A 19,892-nucleotide genomic window follows, 5' to 3' on the forward strand; every position below is an offset into this window, starting at 1 on the left:
ACGATACAGCGACAACATAACGTACAAACAACATACCTGGAGTGAATTATGGCTACCCCACATATCAATGCTGAACTTGGTGATTTTGCAGAAACAGTCCTGATGCCAGGCGACCCGCTTCGTGCGAAATTCATTGCTGAAAATTACCTTGAAGACGTTCAACTTGTTTGTGACGTTCGTAATATGTTCGGTTACACCGGCACTTACAAAGGCCAGCGTGTCTCTGTAATGGGCCACGGTATGGGTATTCCATCATGCTCTATCTACGTTCACGAACTGATCAAAGAGTTCGGTGTGAAAAACATCATCCGCGTAGGTAGCTGTGGTGCGGTACATGACGACGTTAAACTGATGGATGTGATCATTGGTATGGGCGCGTCAACAGACTCGAAAGTTAACCGTATTCGCTTCAACAACCACGACTTCGCCGCTATCGCTGACTTTGGCCTGCTAGAAACCGCAGTAAACGAAGCGCGTGCTCAGAATGTACCTGTACGTGTCGGTAATGTTTTCTCTGCTGATCTGTTCTACAGCCCAGAAGCTGATCTGTTCGACAAGATGGAAAAGCTAGGCATGCTAGGTGTAGACATGGAAGCAGCCGGTATCTACGGTGTTGCTGCTGAGTTGGGAGCAAAAGCACTGACCATCCTGACTGTTTCTGACCACATCAAGCGTGGTGAAAAACTAAGTTCAGAAGATCGCCAGAAGTCATTCGCGCAAATGATGAATGTTGCTCTGGAAACAGCTATCAAGCTGTAATGAACCTACCTGTGGCCGGTGTAACCCCGATTCATCGGCCACGCCTTCATGCTTCACCTTATACCAATACCATTTACATAGATGGTATCGGTATGACAGACAGCGAGAATTATTAGTCTCTACAGCACCGTTTTATCTTGATATCGCGCAGCTCAAAATTTTGTAATATGTGGCGTCTTACACAATTTGAATGGTCCTCTATATAGAAGGCCGGCGCAGATATTAAGTCAAAGCCCGTTGTAGACACTAATGGTACAGAGCAGGGAAACCTGCTCTGTACCACCCCCTAATAGGGCGCTCCCCCTGCCAACAAATACACATAACGCGCTTGTTGCTTAAGCCCATGGATAAGGTTAGGCTGACATGATGAACACACGCCGAATCGACACTCACGCTTCGTTACTTCCGCAAGCCTGTAACGGTCACCAACTCAATCATTGTAAAACCGTCAGTTGCACTAATTTCGGTTCAACAGATACTCATCATTATGTGCTTCAGCGGAACAATCCGAACAAGCCGATGTTGGTTTGCAAAGAGTGTGGGGCTTTCCCGCCGATCATCAATAATCACGATGTCGTCGAAGAAGCCCTGCGTTTAAAGCAACAGCAAAGTAGTGGGATGCCAGCATGCAGCAACCCCGAATGTGAAAACCTCGGGCTGCCGGTATTGACCCACCGCCACCTATATCATGCCTTTGGCTTCAGCGGCGACCGCCAGCGCTATCGCTGCAAATGCTGCCAAACCACGTTTGTCGACCGCTGGTCAGGCTTTAATGGCAAGAACCAAATTCAGCAGAAGCTGTTAGCTATGCTGTTTACTGGTTATCCGGTCAGAGATATATGCCGCCGGCTCAATATGAACCCCAAGTCGTTTTACGATCAGCTGTCTCATATTGCTAGCCGCTGCCGCCGGCAACTTGCTATGTTCGATGCCCGCTTGGTCAAGCATTCACCCGAGCTTTCCTTAGCTTCTGATATCAGTGAATTACAGCCAAACAGCGAAAACGGTGTGCTTTGGGTCGCCAGTTGTGAAGCCGAGTCGGGATATGTGCTGGCGCAGGACATCAACTATCAGCCGGAAGAACATGAGGAATCGAGCGAGTGGCATGATCCGTTCAATGAAGGCGCAAGGTTTATGTCAGCCCCTCCGGCACAATTGGTCGAAGCGTCAACTTCTGTTCCTCAGGGTTTGCTTGCCCATATCGATGCCGTCTACCGCGAAATCATGGCAAGGCCGAACTTCGAAGATCCGTTATCTAGCAAGCCGCGGTTAAACTACCCGTCCAAAGGCTGCTTGATCCGGCCACAATACACGGTCTACGCCCACTATATGCACCTGCAGCAAATGCTGGAGCACAATCAAGAGCTGGCTATTTTTATGCCACAAGAAACCTTGCTGCGCTCTGCCTGCATCTCGATATTTTGCGATCGCATCAAAGACAAAACGGTTCATCCGATTTATGTTGAATCCGATCCTGCGTGGCAACATGGCCAGCCTGCAGGCCGTATCGATATTGTGCTGATGGGTTGGTGGCGTGATCGCTGGGCATTTACCCGCCATGATGACATCAGCAAAGGGATCTGCCACTTGGGTGGAGAAAAAGAAAATGAAGGTAAATGGCTAGAAGTCGCGACGCATAAAGAGATCACCCACTACCAGCAGCGCTTCCAAGATCAGTTCAGCCAGTTCATCAATGAACCGCGCCGAAAGCTTCGCCCTGGAGGTCTATTGCCATTGCTGGATATTTACCGAGCATGGCACAACCTGTGCCATCAGGATAAAGAAGGAGTGACACCTGCACAACGGATGGGGCTAGTCGCAACCCCGCTCACTCTGGAACAGCTCCTTAGCTAATTTCTCAATGCTTACTGGCAGATTCACGCCTGCAAAACAAATAATGATGGGGAGATCCAATTTCTCCCCATCCCTTCACGATTGCAGTTGATCATTTCATGGAAGATATATCACACTCTTAACAAAGCGCTCACTAGGATAAGTTTTTCACGGATGATACCCAACAGAATTAAGCCGATGTTACTCGGAAGTATGCTCATTATCGGCATTGTACCGGCCTTTATCTATAACTGGCTCAGCAGCGACAAACTCACAATGGTCGCCACCGAGCAGATAGCCAAAGGATTAGGTAGCCGTACCGAACTAGCAGCACATAACCTTGATGATATTCTTGCCCAGCGTCTGTTGAGTGTCCGCAAGCTGGCCAGCTCCCCCGTATTTGAACTCCCCATACTGAAACACAATGAAGGCCACGCCCCGGAGCAGCAAACTTTTATCAGCAACTACCTCAAAGAGTTGTCTGAGGTCGATCCGAGCTTTAGCCAAATTCACCTCATAGCAGCGCACCAGCAAACCTTAAACGTTGTTGCAAGCTCAGCCGAATCGGCTCCGACTGATATTGCCACCACCCTTGAACAAGCGGGGTTAAAGGCTATCAACCAACAACTCGCTACTTTGGCACACGGTAAAGCCAGCCTGCTTATCTCACCGCCGCAATACCAGGACGATATCGCCTACCTGTACATCCTCAGTACTGTTACCCATCAGCACCATACTGACGATACCCGCGAAACCTTTCTGGTGATCCGCTATCAGCTCAATGAACTCAATGCCCAGCTGACCTTCCTTGGTGAGCGGATCAGCAACAGTGACTACATCATGCTGATCAATGATAAGGCGGAAATCATCCTCTCCGGTCGCCACCAAGGCCAGCGCCTGGTGATTTTTGATGATTTCCAAGCCTATATCCGCCAACAGCTTGCGTCCAAGCAGCAAGGTGTAGAAACCTATAACCCTGGCGATCTCCGCGGCTTTACCAACCGCCAAAACCAGACAATGGTCACCACGCTAGCGCCACTCGATTTTCAGCTACCGGGCCGGCCAACCTGGTACCTCGCCTCCATTACGCCTGAGAATACGGTTACGGCCGTGATTGACTATCTCGAGCAATACTTCATGCTGGCACTGATGCTGACTGCAGGTATTGTCGTCGTGCTATCGCTGATGCTTACCCGACACATTACCGCCCCGATAGCTGCACTGACCCGCTTTGCCGCCCAGTTCAGGCTGGGTAACTATAGCCGTAGTGAGAATTTCAAGGGACCTTATGAATTCAAAGTACTGCATGATGCATTGAATCAGGGCGCTGATAAGATCGCCCATGATACCAAGCGCCTCAACCAAGCACTGCACAAAGCTGAATCTGCAGATAGGGCTAAATCAGCTTTCCTTGCCAACTTATCCCATGAAATCCGTACCCCGATGAACGGCATGCTGGGCCTGTCGCAACTGCTGCTCAAAACCGATCTCACCAAAGAGCAAGAACAGCATTTGCGTACCCTGCTTGAATCGGGCAAACACATGATGGCACTGCTTAACGATATTTTGGACTTCTCCAAGATTGAACAAGGGCAATTGAAGCTCGACCCTACCCATTTCTGCTTTACCGATCTGGTGGGGGCGATAGAGAGTACCTACCACTCCCTGGCAAAAGAGAAAGGGATCGAGTTTGACATCTACTGCGACTTCGACCGCCGCCAGTGGTTCTATGCCGACAAGGCGCGTATCCGGCAAATATTGTTCAACCTGATCAGCAACGCCATCAAGTTCACCGAAAAAGGCAAGGTTTCCGTCTCTCTGGCATTATCAAACGGGGAATCGAGCGGTGACCAATACCTTCACATCATGGTTTCGGATACCGGCATTGGTATTCCGGCTGATCGCCTCGATCTGATCTTCGACCCCTTTGCCCAAGCAGAGGCCTCGACCAGCCGCCGCTTCGGCGGGACCGGCCTAGGGCTGAGTATCGTCAAGCAATTGGCCCAGCTCATGCGCGGCAGCATCTCTGTCTCCAGCGAGCAAGGGGTGGGCTCTTCGTTTCAGGTCAAGGTCGCTCTGCAACTGGGCCAGTACACCGCAGATGAAAACAACAGCGTCACTTTTGACAGCCAGGCTTTTGCCAACCTCCACGTCCTCATTGTCGAGGACAACCACCTCAACGTACTGATCATCGAAAGCTTTCTCAAGCAACGAGGTTTTGTCACCTCGATTGCCGAAAATGGCGCCGAAGCCCTGAAGGTGTTGGAAACCCAAGCCTTTGATCTGATTTTGATGGATAACCACATGCCGGTGATGGACGGCATCGAGGCAACCCAGCGGATCCGCAAATTGCCGCCTCCGGCGTGCGAGACACCGATATTTGCCTGTACCGCCGATGTCTTTGCCGAAACCCAGCGCAATATGCTCAAAGCCGGCGTCGAATGCATGATCACCAAACCGCTGGATGAGCGCAAGCTCCTCGATGCCCTCCAGCGTTTTAAGAGCAAGATCACCCATATGGCTCGGCTGCGCTCAGACCTGGAAGCTGAGGGGCAGGCCCGCCTCCATGAAGCGGCTTCCCCCCACGACAGCAGCCAGCCTACAAACGGCGAGGGCGAGGGCAGCCTTAATCCAGACAGCTTTAAACAAATCGACCTGACAAGCCTGCTAGAGATGATGGACGATGACCACGATATCGTATGCCAGTTCCTGCAGATGTTTGCCGACGAGCATAATCTGGATATGAAAAAGTTAAGGCAAGCCCTGGCTGAACAAGATTTCGATTCCGCGCTATTGATTAGCCACTCCCTGAAAGGCGCATCAGGCAGCATCGGCGGCATCCATGTACAGCAAACGGCAGCAGCGGTCGAAAAGGACATCAAGGCCGGTAAGCTCCCTTCAGATGACGCTCTTTCATTGCTCGAACAGCGATTATCGCTGCTGATTGAGGAGATTCACCATCAGCTAACCCTCAGCGCTTGATGACGCAGTGCCATTATTCTTCCGGTTTAATGGCACCGCACAATAACCCGTTTATTTCTGACAGCTTATAATTCGCCAGATGTGCACCTATTTGGCTTGAATATTAAGACCAGTGTGATATACCCAAGCTACTTCAAGAGGCAGGTTCAGCGAGAATTTATAAGCTTATAGACAAGGCGTTGTTTTGAAGATTAAGTGGATCTAAATCAAGAAACAATAACGCAGTATAAAAGCTTATAAAACTCGCCCTTCGGGAGGATGCCAGCCCATTCACTCCTTCGTTGAAGCTTTTTGAAAGGGACTGCCATTACTGCAAACCTTCGCCTTGTATTGAATGCGCTGACAACCCTCTGAATCCTGCACCTTGAGGTAACTTGGGTATAGATCTCAGAACAGCATATGATTCGATCATAAAATCAATAATAAAAATGAGAATATGAGATGCGAAAAATTAATGACTTTGACATTAAACTCCTCCACTTATTTGTGACAATCGTTGATTCAGGTGGTTTTTCCGCCGCACAATTTAAATTAAATATGCACCAATCAACAATTAGCACTCGAATGAACGATCTGGAAACCCGGCTCGGTATGACACTCTGCCACCGGGGACGCAGAGGCTTTCGTCTTACCAACGATGGCCTCAAGGTTTACCAGTTATGCCAGGAACTATTTGATAATATTGTCCATTTTGAAGATCAGCTCGATAGCATCAGAAATGTATCCCACGGCCATATCAAGCTGACCTTAACCGATAATATTGCCACCAACCCGCAATGCAAAATCCAACAAGCCATCAGGCGCTTTTGCAGTGAGCACCCGAAAGTCTCTATTAACACCGATATCTGGGATTCCTACCAAATAGAAATGATGCTGCTCGACGGTAAAACAGAAGTGGGGATCACCTCTTCCGAAGTCCCCAAAGACGGATTAAAATATACCTACTTGTTTGGCGAAAGACAGTGCCTGTACTGCGTACCCGATCACCCCATACTCGCTATATCAAAGGAGATCACCCCCCAGGAACTGCGCCAGTTTCCAGTTGTAGAGCGTGGTCTGTCCCACAAAATCACCCCGCTTAGCGGTACCAAAGATATGCTCAATCTTGCCTGCAGTACCAACATGGAAGCCACCGCCCATCTCATCCTATCCGGCAATTTTGTTGGTTATCTGCCAGATCACTACGCATCGATTTGGGCGCAGCGAGGAGAAATGGTCAAAGTTAACGCCCCTTCTCTGGAGTATTTTGCCAAATTTCATTTGACCACCCTTGAATCAAAAGAATTATCAAAGGCCGCCGCTGAGTTAATTCGTGCCATCACCATGGCGCACCAGCAACAACAATCACCGCTCCCCCTCTCAAAATAATAAACTGTGCTTTAAATACAATTATTATTACCGCAGGATAAAATTGCTTATCCTGCGGATTTTATTTCATCAAAAATAATACATTGTCATTTTTCAAAGTAACCATACAAAACTCATAATTTATCTTTACCCATAAATAGCGCTCAATAATAGCAAATAACAATATTGCCTAAAGGTAATGATATGAGCACTTACCCTTGCATTAACATTCATTTAGATACGATCACCGAAAATACCCAGAATATGGTTTCCGCCTGCCACAACTACGGCGTATCCCCCGCCGGCGTAACCAAGCTGGCCTGCGCCTATCCGGAGGTTGGCCAGGCCATTATCGACGGCGGTATTCACCTGCTGGCCGATTCACGCATTGCCAATTTAAAAAAGCTCCAGCGACTTGATGCGGAAAAAATGCTGTTAAGGATACCCGCCATCAGCGAGGCCGACGATGTGGTGCATTATGCCGATATCTCCCTCAACTCAGAACTCAAGACATTGGAGGCACTGTCTGACGCGGCAGTCCGGCAGCATAAAACTCATCAGATTATCCTCATGCATGACTTGGGTGATCTCCGCGAGGGGGCGTTCTTTGAAGAAGAGACGATCGTGCTTTCTCACAAAGCAATGGCGCTGCCAGGCATAGAGGTAGTTGGTCTCGGCACCAACCTCGCCTGCTACGGTGGAGTGGAGCCCACAGCAGAAAACCAGAGCAAACTGGTCAGCCTCGCCAGGCAGATTGAATCTGAATTAGGCATCACGCTGAAATACATCTCCGGCGCCAGCTCGGCCGCTCTGCCCTTGATGCTCAACGGTCAGCTTCCACACGATATCAATCAGCTCAGGCTCGGGGCATCACTCCTGATGGGTATTGGCTTAAACGATGATCCAATCCCCAATACCCGGCAAGATACTTTTGATCTCACCGCCGAAATCGTCGAGCTCAAAATAAAACCTTCAGTCCCGATCAATTCCACCGCCCTCGATGCCTTTGGCAACAAGCCTGAGTTTGTTGACCGGGGATTACGCAAGCGCGCCATTTGCGCAATCGGCAAGCAAGATGTCGATATCAGCGAGATCACCCCCAAAGACAAGGGCATCATCGTTATCGGTGGCAGTAGCGACCACCTGATCATCGACATCAATGACAGCAAGACGGACTACCACACAGGCAGCCTAGTCGAATTCGAACTCTCATACGGGGGTGTCCTGCAATGCATGACATCCGAATACGTCACCAAACGCTTCATTTAATTTCGACCTAACTAATGCAGGATCCAACCACATCCTGCTAAGGAAGCACCATGCTAAAAATTAAAAAGTTTCCCAATACATTTACTATCCTGTTCTTCTTGATAGCCTTTTTTGCCATGCTGACCTACATACTGCCAGCAGGAAAATACACCCGCGAGATGAACGAACAACTTGGCCGTGAAGTCCCTTTACCGGGCTCGTTCCAAGTCATTGAATCGTCGCCGCAAGGTTTTTTCGACACACTGATGGCACCCATCTCCGGTTTCTATGATCCTATCAGCGGCGTCATCGGGGCCATTGATGTCAGCCTCTTTGTCCTGATGGTCGGTGGCTTTTTAGGGATAGTCACCAAAACCGGGGCTATTGATACCGGTATTGCGCGGATCATGGTGCGCCTGAAAGGCAAAGAGATCTATATGATCCCGATCCTGATGGTTCTGTTCGCGCTCGGCGGTACTTCTTACGGTATGGCGGAGGAATCACTGGCATTTTACGGCCTGCTTATCCCCATTTTCATGACTGCACGTTTTGACCCTCTGGTAGCCGTAGCCGTGATCTTCGTCGGTACCGGGATCGGCACCCTGGGCTCGACTATCAACCCGTTTGGTACGGTGATCGCCTCTAACGCGGCCAGCGTAGACTTCCTCAGCGGTGTAGAGCTGCGTTTCGCGATTCTGGCAATCGCCCTGGTTGTCGGTATCGGCTACGTCATGCGCTACGCCAAAAAGGTCCAGAACAATCCAGAGTCATCACTGCTTGCCCACCTGCGTAATGACCACGAACAGCATTTTCTGGGCAACAAAGACACCACCAGCAGCCTGCCGGTGCTTACCGGCCCGCAGCAAGCGGTACTGGTACTGTTTATCCTGACATTCGCTATCATGATCTACGGTGTATCCGTTCTTGGTTGGTGGATGGCTGAGATGGCAACCCTGTTTATCTTCATGGGGATCCTGTGCGGGATAGTCGGCCGCCTGAGCGAAGATGACCTGATTAACTCGTTTGTCGCCGGCGCTGCCGATCTCATCGGGGTTGCATTAATTGTCGGTGTTGCACGTGGTATCGTTGTCGTAATGGAAGCGGGCAATATCACCGATACCATTCTTAACTATGCCGAAGGGCTTGTGGCCGGCAAGAGCTCGGTACTGTTTATCAACACCGTCTACGGCATTGAAATGCTGCTGTCGTTCATTGTACCTTCTACCTCCGGTCTGGCGGTGATGAGCATGCCTATCCTGGCTCCACTGAGTGATTTTGCCAACACTGGCCGCGAATTAGTCGTTACCGCGTTTATGAGCGGAATTGGTACTGTCCTGTTTGTAACCCCAACTTACGGCGTACTGATGGGCGGTCTGGCCATTGCGCGTATCCCTTATGTGACCTGGCTGAAATTTATCGCACCGCTGGTTGCCTTCTTTGTTGCGCTAAACGTCATCATTCTCTCCATCGGCGTCACCCTATAACCCTACCTACCAGCAATCTGCTCCGGGAGTGTCGCCACTCCCGGAGCCGTTCATTTTTGCCGGTAAATCACCAACACAAAAATATCCATCGCTAAGCAACAACTCACCGGCTTTTCACCCAGCTTATATCACGCCTGAACCGAACATATGATCCATTAGATGATCATATACTCATCATGATAGCATCCCGTCTATTCCTTAAATGGTTAGGCCGCGACTAAATTATTGGCCAGAAAGCACAGCCGCTAGATAAATCTGAGATCAAAACACGGTTTGAGTACTTTTATGATTGACAAAATATGCCAAAACGCTAATTATCGAAGTATCAATTGTTCTTAAGCGATCCATCCGCTCATCAACCATGTTTTTGACCTGATACGGAAAGATTAAGAAGATGTAATTATCACTTTGCTCGCCGGATTTTTAGCTAGCATTGAAACAAGCCCAACGAGGATAAGGTCGGAAGATATGAGTACAAAACTGGAACAACTGCGCGCGCTTACTACTGTTGTTGCTGATACCGGTGATATCGAAGCTATCAGCAAGTACAAACCAGAAGACGCGACGACAAACCCATCTCTGATCCTAAAGGCGGCCCAAATTGCCGAATACGCCCCTCTAATCGAGCAAGCTATTGCGTACGCCAAAGCACAAAGTGACAACAAAGAACAACAAATCCAAGACACCTGTGACATGCTGGCAGTGAACATCGGCAAAGAGATCCTGAACGTGGTTCCTGGCCGTATCTCAACTGAAGTTGACGCGCGTCTTTCTTACGACACAGAAGGCAGCATTGCCAAAGCACGCCAGCTGATCAAAATGTACAACGATGCAGGTATTCCAAATGACCGTATACTGATCAAACTGGCTTCAACTTGGGAAGGTATCCGAGCCGCAGAGGTACTGGAGAAAGAAGGCATCAACTGTAACCTGACGCTGCTATTCTCATTTGCTCAGGCGCGTGCCTGTGCCGAAGCCGGTGTCTACCTGATTTCTCCATTTGTTGGCCGCATCATGGACTGGTACAAAGCCAAAGAAGGCCGTGACTTTGAAGCGGCGGAAGATCCAGGCGTTATCTCAGTAACTAACATCTACAACTACTACAAAGAGCACGGTTACAACACTGTGGTAATGGGTGCTAGCTTCCGTAACACCGGTGAAATCCTTGAACTTGCTGGCTGTGACCGCCTAACTATCAGCCCGCAGCTGCTTCAGGAACTTGAAGAAGCACAAGGCGAAGTGGTACAGAAACTGTCAGCGACGACAGACACCAAAGAGCGTCCAGCCGCGATGACTCACGCAGAATTCCTATGGGATCACAACCAAGATGCAATGGCCGTTGAGAAACTGGCTGAAGGCATCCGCAACTTCGCTATCGATCAGGGCAAACTAGAAGCCATGATTGCAGAGCGTCTGTAATCCTACAGATATAATTTTAGGAAGCGGCCATTTGCCGCTTTCTTCCTTTTTCGATTAAGACAAATTCATAGTGGATACAAATATGGAACGTAAAGTGTTGGCAAATGCAATCCGTGCCCTGAGCATGGACGGTGTACAGCAGGCAAACTCTGGTCACCCAGGAGCACCGATGGGGATGGCAGATATTGCCGAGGTACTGTGGCGCGACCACATGAACCACAACCCGCAAAACCCAGAGTGGGCTGATCGCGACCGCTTCGTGCTGTCTAACGGCCACGGTTCAATGCTGATTTACTCGTTGCTTCACCTGACAGGTTACGAGCTATCAATTGACGACCTGAAAAACTTCCGTCAGCTGCACTCGAAAACACCGGGTCACCCTGAGTACGGTTACGCACCGGGCATCGAAACAACAACAGGTCCCCTAGGCCAGGGCATCACCAATGCTGTAGGTATGGCAATGGCTGAAAAAGCGATGGCAGCCCAGTTCAACCGTGACGGCCACGACATCGTAGACCACTATACTTACGCTTTCATGGGCGACGGCTGTCTGATGGAAGGTATCTCTCACGAAGCGTGTTCGCTTGCCGGTACCCTAGGTCTAGGCAAACTGATCGCATTCTGGGATGACAACGGCATCTCTATCGACGGTCACGTTGAAGGCTGGTTCTCTGACGATACGCCTAAGCGTTTCGAAGCTTACGGCTGGCATGTCATCCCAGCAGTAGACGGCCACGATGCAGACGCTATCAATACGGCTATCGAAGCAGCAAAAGCAGATCCACGTCCAACACTGATCTGTACCAAGACTATCATCGGCTTCGGTTCGCCTAACAAGTCTGGCTCTCACGACTGTCACGGCGCACCACTAGGCCACGACGAAATTGCAGCAGCCCGTGAGTACCTGGGTTGGAACCACGGCCCATTCGAAATCCCTGCCGATGTTGCAGCTGAGTGGGACGCAAAAGAAGCAGGCGCAGCAAAAGAAGCAGCTTGGAACGAGAAGTTCGACGCCTACGCCGCCGCTCACCCAGAGCTAGCCGCTGAGTTCAAACGCCGTGTAAACGGTGAGCTACCAGCACAGTGGGAAGAAAAAGCAAACGCAATCATCGCCGATCTGCAAGCCAACCCTGCCAACATCGCATCACGTAAGGCTTCTCAAAACGCACTAGAAGCGTTCGGCCAGATGCTACCTGAGTTCATGGGCGGCTCGGCTGACCTTGCGCCTTCTAACCTGACTATGTGGTCTGGTTCTAAGTCGCTAGAAGCGAATGACTTCTCTGGCAACTACATCCACTACGGTGTACGTGAGTTCGGCATGACAGCTATCATGAACGGCATCGCGCTACACGGTGGTTTTGTACCATACGGTGCAACCTTCCTAATGTTCATGGAATACGCGCGTAACGCAATGCGTATGGCAGCACTGATGAAAGTGCAGAACATCCAGGTTTACACTCACGACTCTATCGGCCTGGGTGAAGATGGCCCGACTCACCAGCCGGTTGAGCAGATGGCATCTCTTCGCCTGACGCCAAACATGAGCACATGGCGCCCATGTGACCAGGTTGAGTCTGCAGTAGCTTGGAAACTGGCTATCGAGCGTAAAGACGGCCCAACGTCTCTGATCTTCTCGCGCCAGAACCTAGCCCAGCAGGAGCGCAGCGAAGCGCAGGTTGCTGACATCGCTAAGGGTGCTTACATCCTGAAAGACTGCGAAGGCAAGCCAGAGCTTATCCTTATCGCAACCGGTTCTGAAGTGGAGCTAGCGGTAGAAGCCGCTGCACAGCTAGTAGCAGAAGGTAAGCAAGTACGCGTTGTTTCAATGCCATCTACCGATGCATTCGACAAGCAAGACGCAGCTTACCGTGAAGCGGTACTGCCATCAGACGTGACTGCACGTATTGCTGTTGAAGCGGGTATTGCTGACTTCTGGTACAAGTACGTGGGCTTCGACGGCCGTATCATCGGTATGACATCTTTCGGTGAGTCTGCTCCTGCAGGCGAGCTATTCAAGATGTTCGGCTTCACTGTTGAGAACGTGGTTGAAACAGCTAAAGAACTACTAGGCTAATTCACGTTTAACTCAAATATTCAAGGCGCTAGGTTATAGCGCCTTTTTTATTACTCGAATATACCACCAGCCCCAACCCGGCACATGTTATGAGAGATATACAAGCGGTTTCCACTCTCCATTCTTGAAATCTATGCTACTCATGCCAATCGAAATTCTATAACAAACTCATTTTTCGAATAGATTTTACCTATCGAATCAATTGGAACGTCCAATTTCCCAATTTTTCGGGGTCAATGCATTATATCTCCATCGACGCGGGACAGCGTCAACTTTGAATAAATGAGAAAGAGAGTTAAAGCATGATCAATACAGAAATCAAACCATTCCAGGCGACTGCATTCAAAAACGGCGAATTCGTAGAAATTACAGAACAGGACGTTAAAGGCAAGTGGGCCGTATTCTTCTTCTACCCAGCAGACTTCACTTTCGTATGTCCAACAGAGCTTGTTGACCTTCAAGAGAAATACGCAGAGCTTCAATCTCGTGGCGTTGAGGTTTACTCAGTATCAACTGACACGCACTTCTCTCACAAAGCGTGGCACGACACTTCAGACAAGATCGGCACTATCGAGTACTTCATGGTAGGTGACCAGACTGGCACTATCACTAACAACTTCAACGTAATGCGTGAAGGTCAGGGTCTTGCAGACCGTGCGACTTTCCTAATCGACCCAGAGGGTGTTATCCAGGCGATGGAAATCACTGCTGAAGGTATCGGCCGTGACGCTGAAGACCTACTTCGCAAAGTAAAAGCTGCACAGTACGTAGCCGCTAACCCAGGTGAAGTTTGCCCAGCAAAATGGAAAGAAGGTGAAGAGACTCTAGCACCATCTCTAGACCTAGTTGGTAAAATCTAAGATCTACTGAATAGCGGACACTATTCAGTTTGACAGGCACGCTTTGGCTTTCCTCCTAAAGGGCTGGGGCGTGCCGCCCCCAAACAAGCTATCCGCATCCAAAAAACAATCCACCCCACAAAATGTTTGCCGACTTGCGCCCCCTTTTTACATTCCTTTAAAGCAAGAAGGTATTGGTCGATACCAAAAACAGAATTTAAGAGTAGGCACGATTATGTTAGATCAAGCAATGAAGCAGCAGCTTAAAGCATACCTAGAAAACCTAAAAACAGATGTACAACTTGTACTTAGCCTTAATGACAGCGACACCGCTAACAAGCTTCGGGCTTTAGCAGATGATATCGCGTCGCTAACAGACAAAATTAACGTAACACGCGATGACAGTGCCAGCTCGCGCCAGCCAATCATGCAGGTGGTGAACCAAGCAAAAGGCACGGCGATTGGCTTTGCCGGCCTGCCGATGGGACACGAGTTTACTTCTCTGGTACTTGCCCTGCTTCATAGTGGCGGTCACCCCATTAAGCTTGATACCGAAACCATTGAGCAAATCAAAGAACTCAGCCAACCGCTGAACGTTGAGATCTTTATTTCACTATCGTGCCAGAACTGCCCCGAGGTAGTACAAGCATTCAATATGATGTCAGCTATCAATCCGCTAATTAAAACAACCATGATCGACGGCGCAGCATTCCAAGACGAAGTGAAATCTCGCGACATCATGGCCGTGCCAAGTGTGTTCATTAACGGTGAGCTTTTTGGCCAAGGCCGTATGTCACTGGCAGAAATCCTCAACAAAGTGGACTCCGGTGCTGCAGAGAAGAAGGCGGCAAGCCTCAGCAAGCAAGAGCCGTTTGACGTACTGGTTGTTGGCGGTGGCCCTGCAGGCTCTTCAGCGGCTATCTACGCCGCCCGCAAAGGTATTCGTACAGGTGTCGTGGCTGAGCGTTTCGGCGGCCAGGTTATGGATACGATGGCGATTGAGAACTTTATCTCAGTAAAAGCGACAACCGGTCCTAAGCTAGTCGCTAGCTTGGAAGAGCACGTGAAAGAATACGGCGTCGAGGTAATGACTGAGCAGCGCACAGCGAACATCATCGACGCAGAAGAAACAGCTGATGGTTACATCCATGTCGAACTAGAAAGCGGTGCGGTATTGAAAGCGCGCACTGTTATCACCAGCACAGGTGCTCGCTGGCGTGAGATGAACGTACCGGGTGAACAAGAATACCGCAATAAAGGTGTTGCTTACTGCCCGCACTGTGATGGCCCATTGTTCAAAGGCAAGAAGACAGCCGTGATCGGCGGCGGTAACTCTGGCATCGAAGCGGCTATCGACCTAGCCGGTATCGTTGAGCATGTCACGGTTCTCGAATTTGCCGATACACTGCGAGCCGATCAGGTTCTGATTGATAAAGCAAACGCAACGCCGAATATCGACATCATCAAGATGGCACAGACGACACAAGTGCTGGGTGACGGTAACCGAGTAACCGGTCTTGAATACAAAGACCGCAATACCGACGAACTGAAGCAAATCGAACTAGCGGGTATTTTCGTCCAAATCGGTCTGATGCCAAACAGTGAGTGGCTGAAAGGAACTAAAGTAGATCTTTCTCCTCGCGGTGAAATCGAAATCGACGCACACGGCGCAACCTCGATGAAGGGGGTATTTGCCGCAGGTGATGTGACCACTGTCCCTTACAAGCAAATCATTATCGCCATGGGGGAAGGTGCCAAAGCAAGCCTAGGGGCATTTGATTACCTCATCCGCAACCCTGCTCCAACAAAGGTTGCTGAGACAGCATAAGGTGTCTTTCCGCGCCTACGAAAAAGCCTCGTCGTCTGACGAGGCTTTCGAATGTGGCGGAGAGATAAGGATTTAAATCCAAATCATCGACAAAATCGCCAATAAACAACCACTTGATTGGTTAATTATCAAACTACCAATAAGCATAAAATTGCTGAGCCAGTGGGGGAATATAGTCGATTTAAAAAAGTGATCTGACAACGTATTTTTTTACGGGAGTGGAACCATCAACAGTACCCCTGTTTGAGTAAGGAGAAAAGCAAGTTTTCATAGTTTTTGCACAATTTTGGGATGTGTCACAAACTGGATTTTAACGTCTTAACGTCGGCAAAATCGTTTGATAAAGATAAGTTGATTTCGACGCAGAGGTTCTTCAGGAGGTTAATGTGTCTATCAATTCTATCGATCACAATGAAATGTCTGATGTGTCTTCAAAGTGGGATTTCAAAGACGAAACGGCTTCACACATCTCCCAAAACAAACGCCAGCAGGCAGAAGCGCGCCGCCGTATTGAGATGCTTCGCGACATTCGAGCCAGTGGCCTATCTATCGAGGAAGCTAAGGAACTTGGGCTGATCCACTAAGCCTTTTACTCACTAATGAATAACTAACAACAAATATCGACGTAAACATTGAGGTAAACCTAACCGATAGATTATTTCTATCAATACAATCTGTTAATCCTGCTTTGCATATACTTGGGTAGTCGTTAAATTAGTAAGAAACAAAACTTACTGGAACCCGATTATGACTACAATGACTACCCGCTGTCCTCACTGCAAGGCCATGAACCGTATTCCTACGGAGCGAGTGAACGATATCGCAAACTGCGGTGCCTGTAAGGATCGCTTACTGGACGGTATGCCTATTGAAGGTACGACTGATAATTTTCTTTCCCTTATCCAGAGCGATAAACCAGTTGTGGTTGATTTCTGGGCCCCTTGGTGTAACCCATGCGTGGGATTTGCCCCTATCTTTGAAGATGTCGCCAAAGAGCGAAACGGCGAAGTACGCTTTGTCAAAATTGATACCGAAGCCCAACAAGCTCTGGCTGCGCAATACCGTATCCGCAGCATCCCGACAATTATGGTGTTCAAGAATGGCCAGATGGTCGATACCATTAATGGTGCCTTGCCTAAAGGGCAATTTGATCAATGGTTAAATCAGGCACTGACTAAATAAGTCGATAAAAACAGGTCGTTGTCTAGTCCTAAAATAGGTTGACGCTTGTTATGTCGCCAGTAGGTATCCCTGCTGGCTTTTTCATGCACTTCACTCGGGACTAGGGGTTCTCATCCCCAGGATCGTATGCGGTCTTAAGTCGTTGTAATATCGATATCGACTCTTTCACTAAAACCATAAGCTCCTTTAAGATAAGAGGTTTGGGTGCTTCCTGAGCCAGTGCTTGCTGTTCGTAGTCTTGGGGTAGTTCTTCCTTGGCTTGACCAACAGGTTCTCGTTTTTCAAGTCTATTCCGTGTTCTTTTTAAGGATTTCCACCATATCGCCGTAAATTATGTTCTTTAATTCAGCGTCGGCAAGGACCTTTTCTAGGCACTTAATCTTCTGTGCTGGCGTTTCTTTTGATTTAGGCATAGTAGGAAAGTGCTCAATTGGCTTCGACCAATCTAACTCACCATGCTTTTTTAGCCATACAAGAACAGTGCTTCGTCCCTGAATGCCATAGTCGGCTTGGGCGGGTTTGTAGGTCATCTCGCCTTTTTCTACCTGAGCAACAACAGCGAGTTAAAGCCTAATGTGTAATCAGGCTGTGTTTGTTTTATCTTTGATGTGTTCATCGATAAGTCTCCAATATGTCAACTTATCTCAGAGCGGGACACCATCATTCAGACGGTCCCTTACCGTTCAAGAACATCATTAAGTGCAATACCTAGACCAATGCGCTCAGTTCGCACCCTTTGATTAAGCAAGCTCTCACCGTAGCCATTCCAGTATTGCGCGTACACCCGCAGATATTCACTTACAGGGTAACTCCAAGTTAGCTGAGTTGCATGACCTTCAGTTGCAGGCCTATACAATGCCGTAAAAGTATTTCGGTTAGGTGCCCAACCGAGCCCAATCTCACCGTACCCCATATATCTTTCGATATCTGTGTTTCGATCTTGAGTGCGCAAAATATGCCAAGCTTTCAAACCGATAACAAAATCATCCGTTATCTCAAATGCAACGGTACCAACAAGGCGGTCCCAGCCTCTGGATAACTCACCTGATTGTCCATTTGACTGATGATTAATACCGAAACTCCAATCCGTCAGTTTCAAACCGAATACATCGGCGTTGGCAATATGATTGAAAAATATTTCAGGTTCATAGTTGGTTTCACGAAATGGATTGTCAATATCTTCATTAAATAATTGCCACCAAGCGGTACTGGTGTAGGCAAACATCAAGTCGGTATCGCCATCAAATAGCTCAGTCGCAATGGGTATCTGAAAGCTTACCTGGAACTTAATTTCTTCTTCATCAAATGTTCCTTCAGGAGCGTTAAATGATGCATTATTTGGGGAGCTGTCATAGGAGACTATTAAATAGTTAGGCTTATAGGTTGATATGACGAAATTAGACTCGCGGATGGTTAAATCAGCTTCACGACGAATCTCAACTACGCTATTACGATCATCACTAGGAGCCTGTGCTCGCAGCTCGCTAGGTTTCTGGGATGCTAACTCGAGCTCTTCCTTGCACATACGATTGAGTTCTCCCACGGTGACATCATTGCCAGCAGATTGAAGGCGCTTCAATAGGCACTCATTGATGCTATCGTTATGAGCATGAGAAATTCCAACATTGTTTCCTATTAGCAAGGTTACTACAGCGAAACGACTCCGTTTAAACATTGTTACATCCCTCTTTATAGTTGCTGAAACTAGAGATCGCTTTAAACGACCAAAGTAGTAACACAAGATCTAAACGATCAGCCAAATCTTCGCCCAATGGCTGATCATTTTTTCACACGGTTCGTAATGGCTAAGGGCATAACCGTACGTCACTTGTTGTCATTCTTGGTGAGCTTTATCAAGAGATTCGCGGAAAGATTTTGCCCACTGATCAAATGTACTTTCTACATCTGCCCATGTTGACCATGGTGTGGCATTCATAAAGCGAGAGCCTTTTGAGCTCATTACTGAAATGGCATCGATGCGGTTTGAGCTGGCTTCCGTAAATACTGACTCAATAGTCACTTCTCCGACACTAATGGCAAAAGGGGCTAATGCGCTGGTGATGTTAGCGGCTGCTGAAGGCGCTTTTAAACCAGAAATCTTAAACGTAATTCTCATCGTAGAAGGTGCGCTTTTTGTGCCTACTTGGTAGCCACCATCTCTAAGCTGCGTAATAACTGCATCTTGCAGGTACTGCTGCATTCGAGCCACTTGCTTGGGCGAAAGGTCGTCCATATTTGGGTCAGAATAGATGATTTGAACTGGGTCAATAATGAATCGATTGTATTCGTTAAGCGCAGGAGCCCCCTCCCTAATCAGTAATATGCTGCCGTTGTTCTCCTCGGTTTTCGTTAGTCCATCTGCGTTTGTGATGATTTGGTAATCCTGTTTAACGTCGGTGGGTTGTGCACCACAGCCTGCAAGTACGGCCATAAGCGGAATTATCATTATCGGTAGAGTTTTATTCATAACTTATCTCCTAAGTTTTGACGTTAATTATTTGAGGTATTTTCATTCAGTACGCGGTTGTTTAGGTTATTAAAAAATACTTATTGAGTATGCGCCCGATGAGCCCACGGGGGACGAGTATTAATAAGTGAAGTTCCATGGAAGAAAAGAGTCGAGATCAGGTTTTGGTTGAGCTAACTCTTCCATACACTTAACTAGGTAGTACTTGTTGTTCAGCCATAAGCTGCCTTCCCATCGCTTGGAGGACAGCAACATCTTGGCTGTCAGGGTTAACTTCAGGCGTCATTTTTATAGCTACTATTATATCAAAATGGTTGCCAAACCTCCTGACATATCAGACTGTTATAGAGTTTAAATCATTGTATAATAGTGTGTTTTGATTGGTTTACGGCCAATAATCATGAAGCCGGCAAGCAGTCTATCCAGTTCA

General features: G+C 48.4%; 14 protein-coding genes and 1 pseudogene. 12 read left to right on the top strand and 3 right to left on the bottom strand.

Annotation, left to right across the window (positions count from 1 at the left end):
* The first annotated feature begins 48 nt into the window (after positions 1-48).
* The 12 genes from deoD to trxC all read left to right on the top strand — a co-directional run bounded on the left by deoD (position 49) and on the right by trxC (position 16,995).
* Positions 49-759, top strand: a complete 711-nt coding sequence (deoD, locus tag R2X38_RS11355) for a purine-nucleoside phosphorylase (RefSeq protein WP_317522342.1) — start codon at positions 49-51, stop codon at positions 757-759.
* Between the two features lie 363 nt (positions 760-1,122).
* The gene (locus R2X38_RS11360) at positions 1,123-2,613 is read left to right on the top strand and encodes a transposase (RefSeq protein ID WP_411185053.1); all 1,491 of its coding nucleotides are present in this window, start codon (positions 1,123-1,125) and stop codon (positions 2,611-2,613) included.
* Between the two features lie 177 nt (positions 2,614-2,790).
* Entirely contained in the window at positions 2,791-5,574 is a 2,784-nt protein-coding gene (locus R2X38_RS11365) for a hybrid sensor histidine kinase/response regulator (protein ID WP_317522343.1), read from the top strand.
* 441 nt (positions 5,575-6,015) lie between these two features.
* Positions 6,016-6,942: a LysR family transcriptional regulator gene (locus tag R2X38_RS11370; protein WP_317522344.1), complete on the top strand. Its 927-nt coding sequence runs from the start codon at positions 6,016-6,018 to the stop codon at positions 6,940-6,942.
* 183 nt (positions 6,943-7,125) lie between these two features.
* Entirely contained in the window at positions 7,126-8,190 is a 1,065-nt protein-coding gene (locus tag R2X38_RS11375) for an alanine/ornithine racemase family PLP-dependent enzyme (RefSeq protein ID WP_317522345.1), read from the top strand.
* A gap of 50 nt (positions 8,191-8,240) precedes the next feature.
* Positions 8,241-9,653, top strand: coding sequence for a YfcC family protein (locus tag R2X38_RS11380; protein WP_317522346.1), 1,413 nt, complete (start codon positions 8,241-8,243; stop codon positions 9,651-9,653).
* 468 nt (positions 9,654-10,121) lie between these two features.
* Positions 10,122-11,072, top strand: a complete 951-nt coding sequence (tal, locus tag R2X38_RS11385; RefSeq protein WP_317522347.1) for a transaldolase — start codon at positions 10,122-10,124, stop codon at positions 11,070-11,072.
* Between the two features lie 82 nt (positions 11,073-11,154).
* Positions 11,155-13,146 (top strand): transketolase, encoded by a 1,992-nt coding sequence (tkt, locus tag R2X38_RS11390; protein ID WP_317522349.1) that lies wholly within the window; start codon positions 11,155-11,157, stop codon positions 13,144-13,146.
* Positions 13,147-13,448: 302 nt separating this feature from the next.
* Complete coding sequence (gene ahpC, locus R2X38_RS11395) at positions 13,449-14,006, top strand: alkyl hydroperoxide reductase subunit C (protein ID WP_317522350.1); 558 nt, start codon at positions 13,449-13,451, stop codon at positions 14,004-14,006.
* Positions 14,007-14,220: 214 nt separating this feature from the next.
* Positions 14,221-15,813: an alkyl hydroperoxide reductase subunit F gene (gene ahpF, locus R2X38_RS11400; RefSeq protein WP_317522352.1), complete on the top strand. Its 1,593-nt coding sequence runs from the start codon at positions 14,221-14,223 to the stop codon at positions 15,811-15,813.
* 386 nt (positions 15,814-16,199) lie between these two features.
* Complete coding sequence (locus R2X38_RS11405; RefSeq protein ID WP_317522354.1) at positions 16,200-16,397, top strand: hypothetical protein; 198 nt, start codon at positions 16,200-16,202, stop codon at positions 16,395-16,397.
* A gap of 163 nt (positions 16,398-16,560) precedes the next feature.
* Positions 16,561-16,995 (top strand): thioredoxin TrxC, encoded by a 435-nt coding sequence (gene trxC, locus R2X38_RS11410; protein WP_317522356.1) that lies wholly within the window; start codon positions 16,561-16,563, stop codon positions 16,993-16,995.
* A 192-nt stretch (positions 16,996-17,187) separates the two neighbouring features.
* On the opposite strand, the pseudogene R2X38_RS11415 reads toward trxC, so the two are convergent.
* From R2X38_RS11415 to R2X38_RS11425, 3 genes and pseudogenes are all read right to left on the bottom strand, one after another.
* Positions 17,188-17,611: pseudogene (locus tag R2X38_RS11415) on the bottom strand (hypothetical protein); the annotation flags it as partial.
* A 60-nt stretch (positions 17,612-17,671) separates the two neighbouring features.
* Positions 17,672-18,670, bottom strand: a complete 999-nt coding sequence (locus tag R2X38_RS11420; protein WP_317522358.1) for a phospholipase A — start codon at positions 18,668-18,670, stop codon at positions 17,672-17,674.
* 159 nt (positions 18,671-18,829) lie between these two features.
* Positions 18,830-19,462 carry a DUF3313 family protein gene (locus R2X38_RS11425; protein WP_317522360.1) on the bottom strand — a complete coding sequence of 211 codons (633 nt, stop codon included), beginning with the start codon at positions 19,460-19,462 and terminating at the stop codon, positions 18,830-18,832.
* Positions 19,463-19,892 lie beyond the last annotated feature (430 nt).

It is taken from the genome of Photobacterium rosenbergii, from assembly GCF_033022775.1.
GTDB classification, from domain to species: domain Bacteria; phylum Pseudomonadota; class Gammaproteobacteria; order Enterobacterales; family Vibrionaceae; genus Photobacterium; species Photobacterium rosenbergii_A.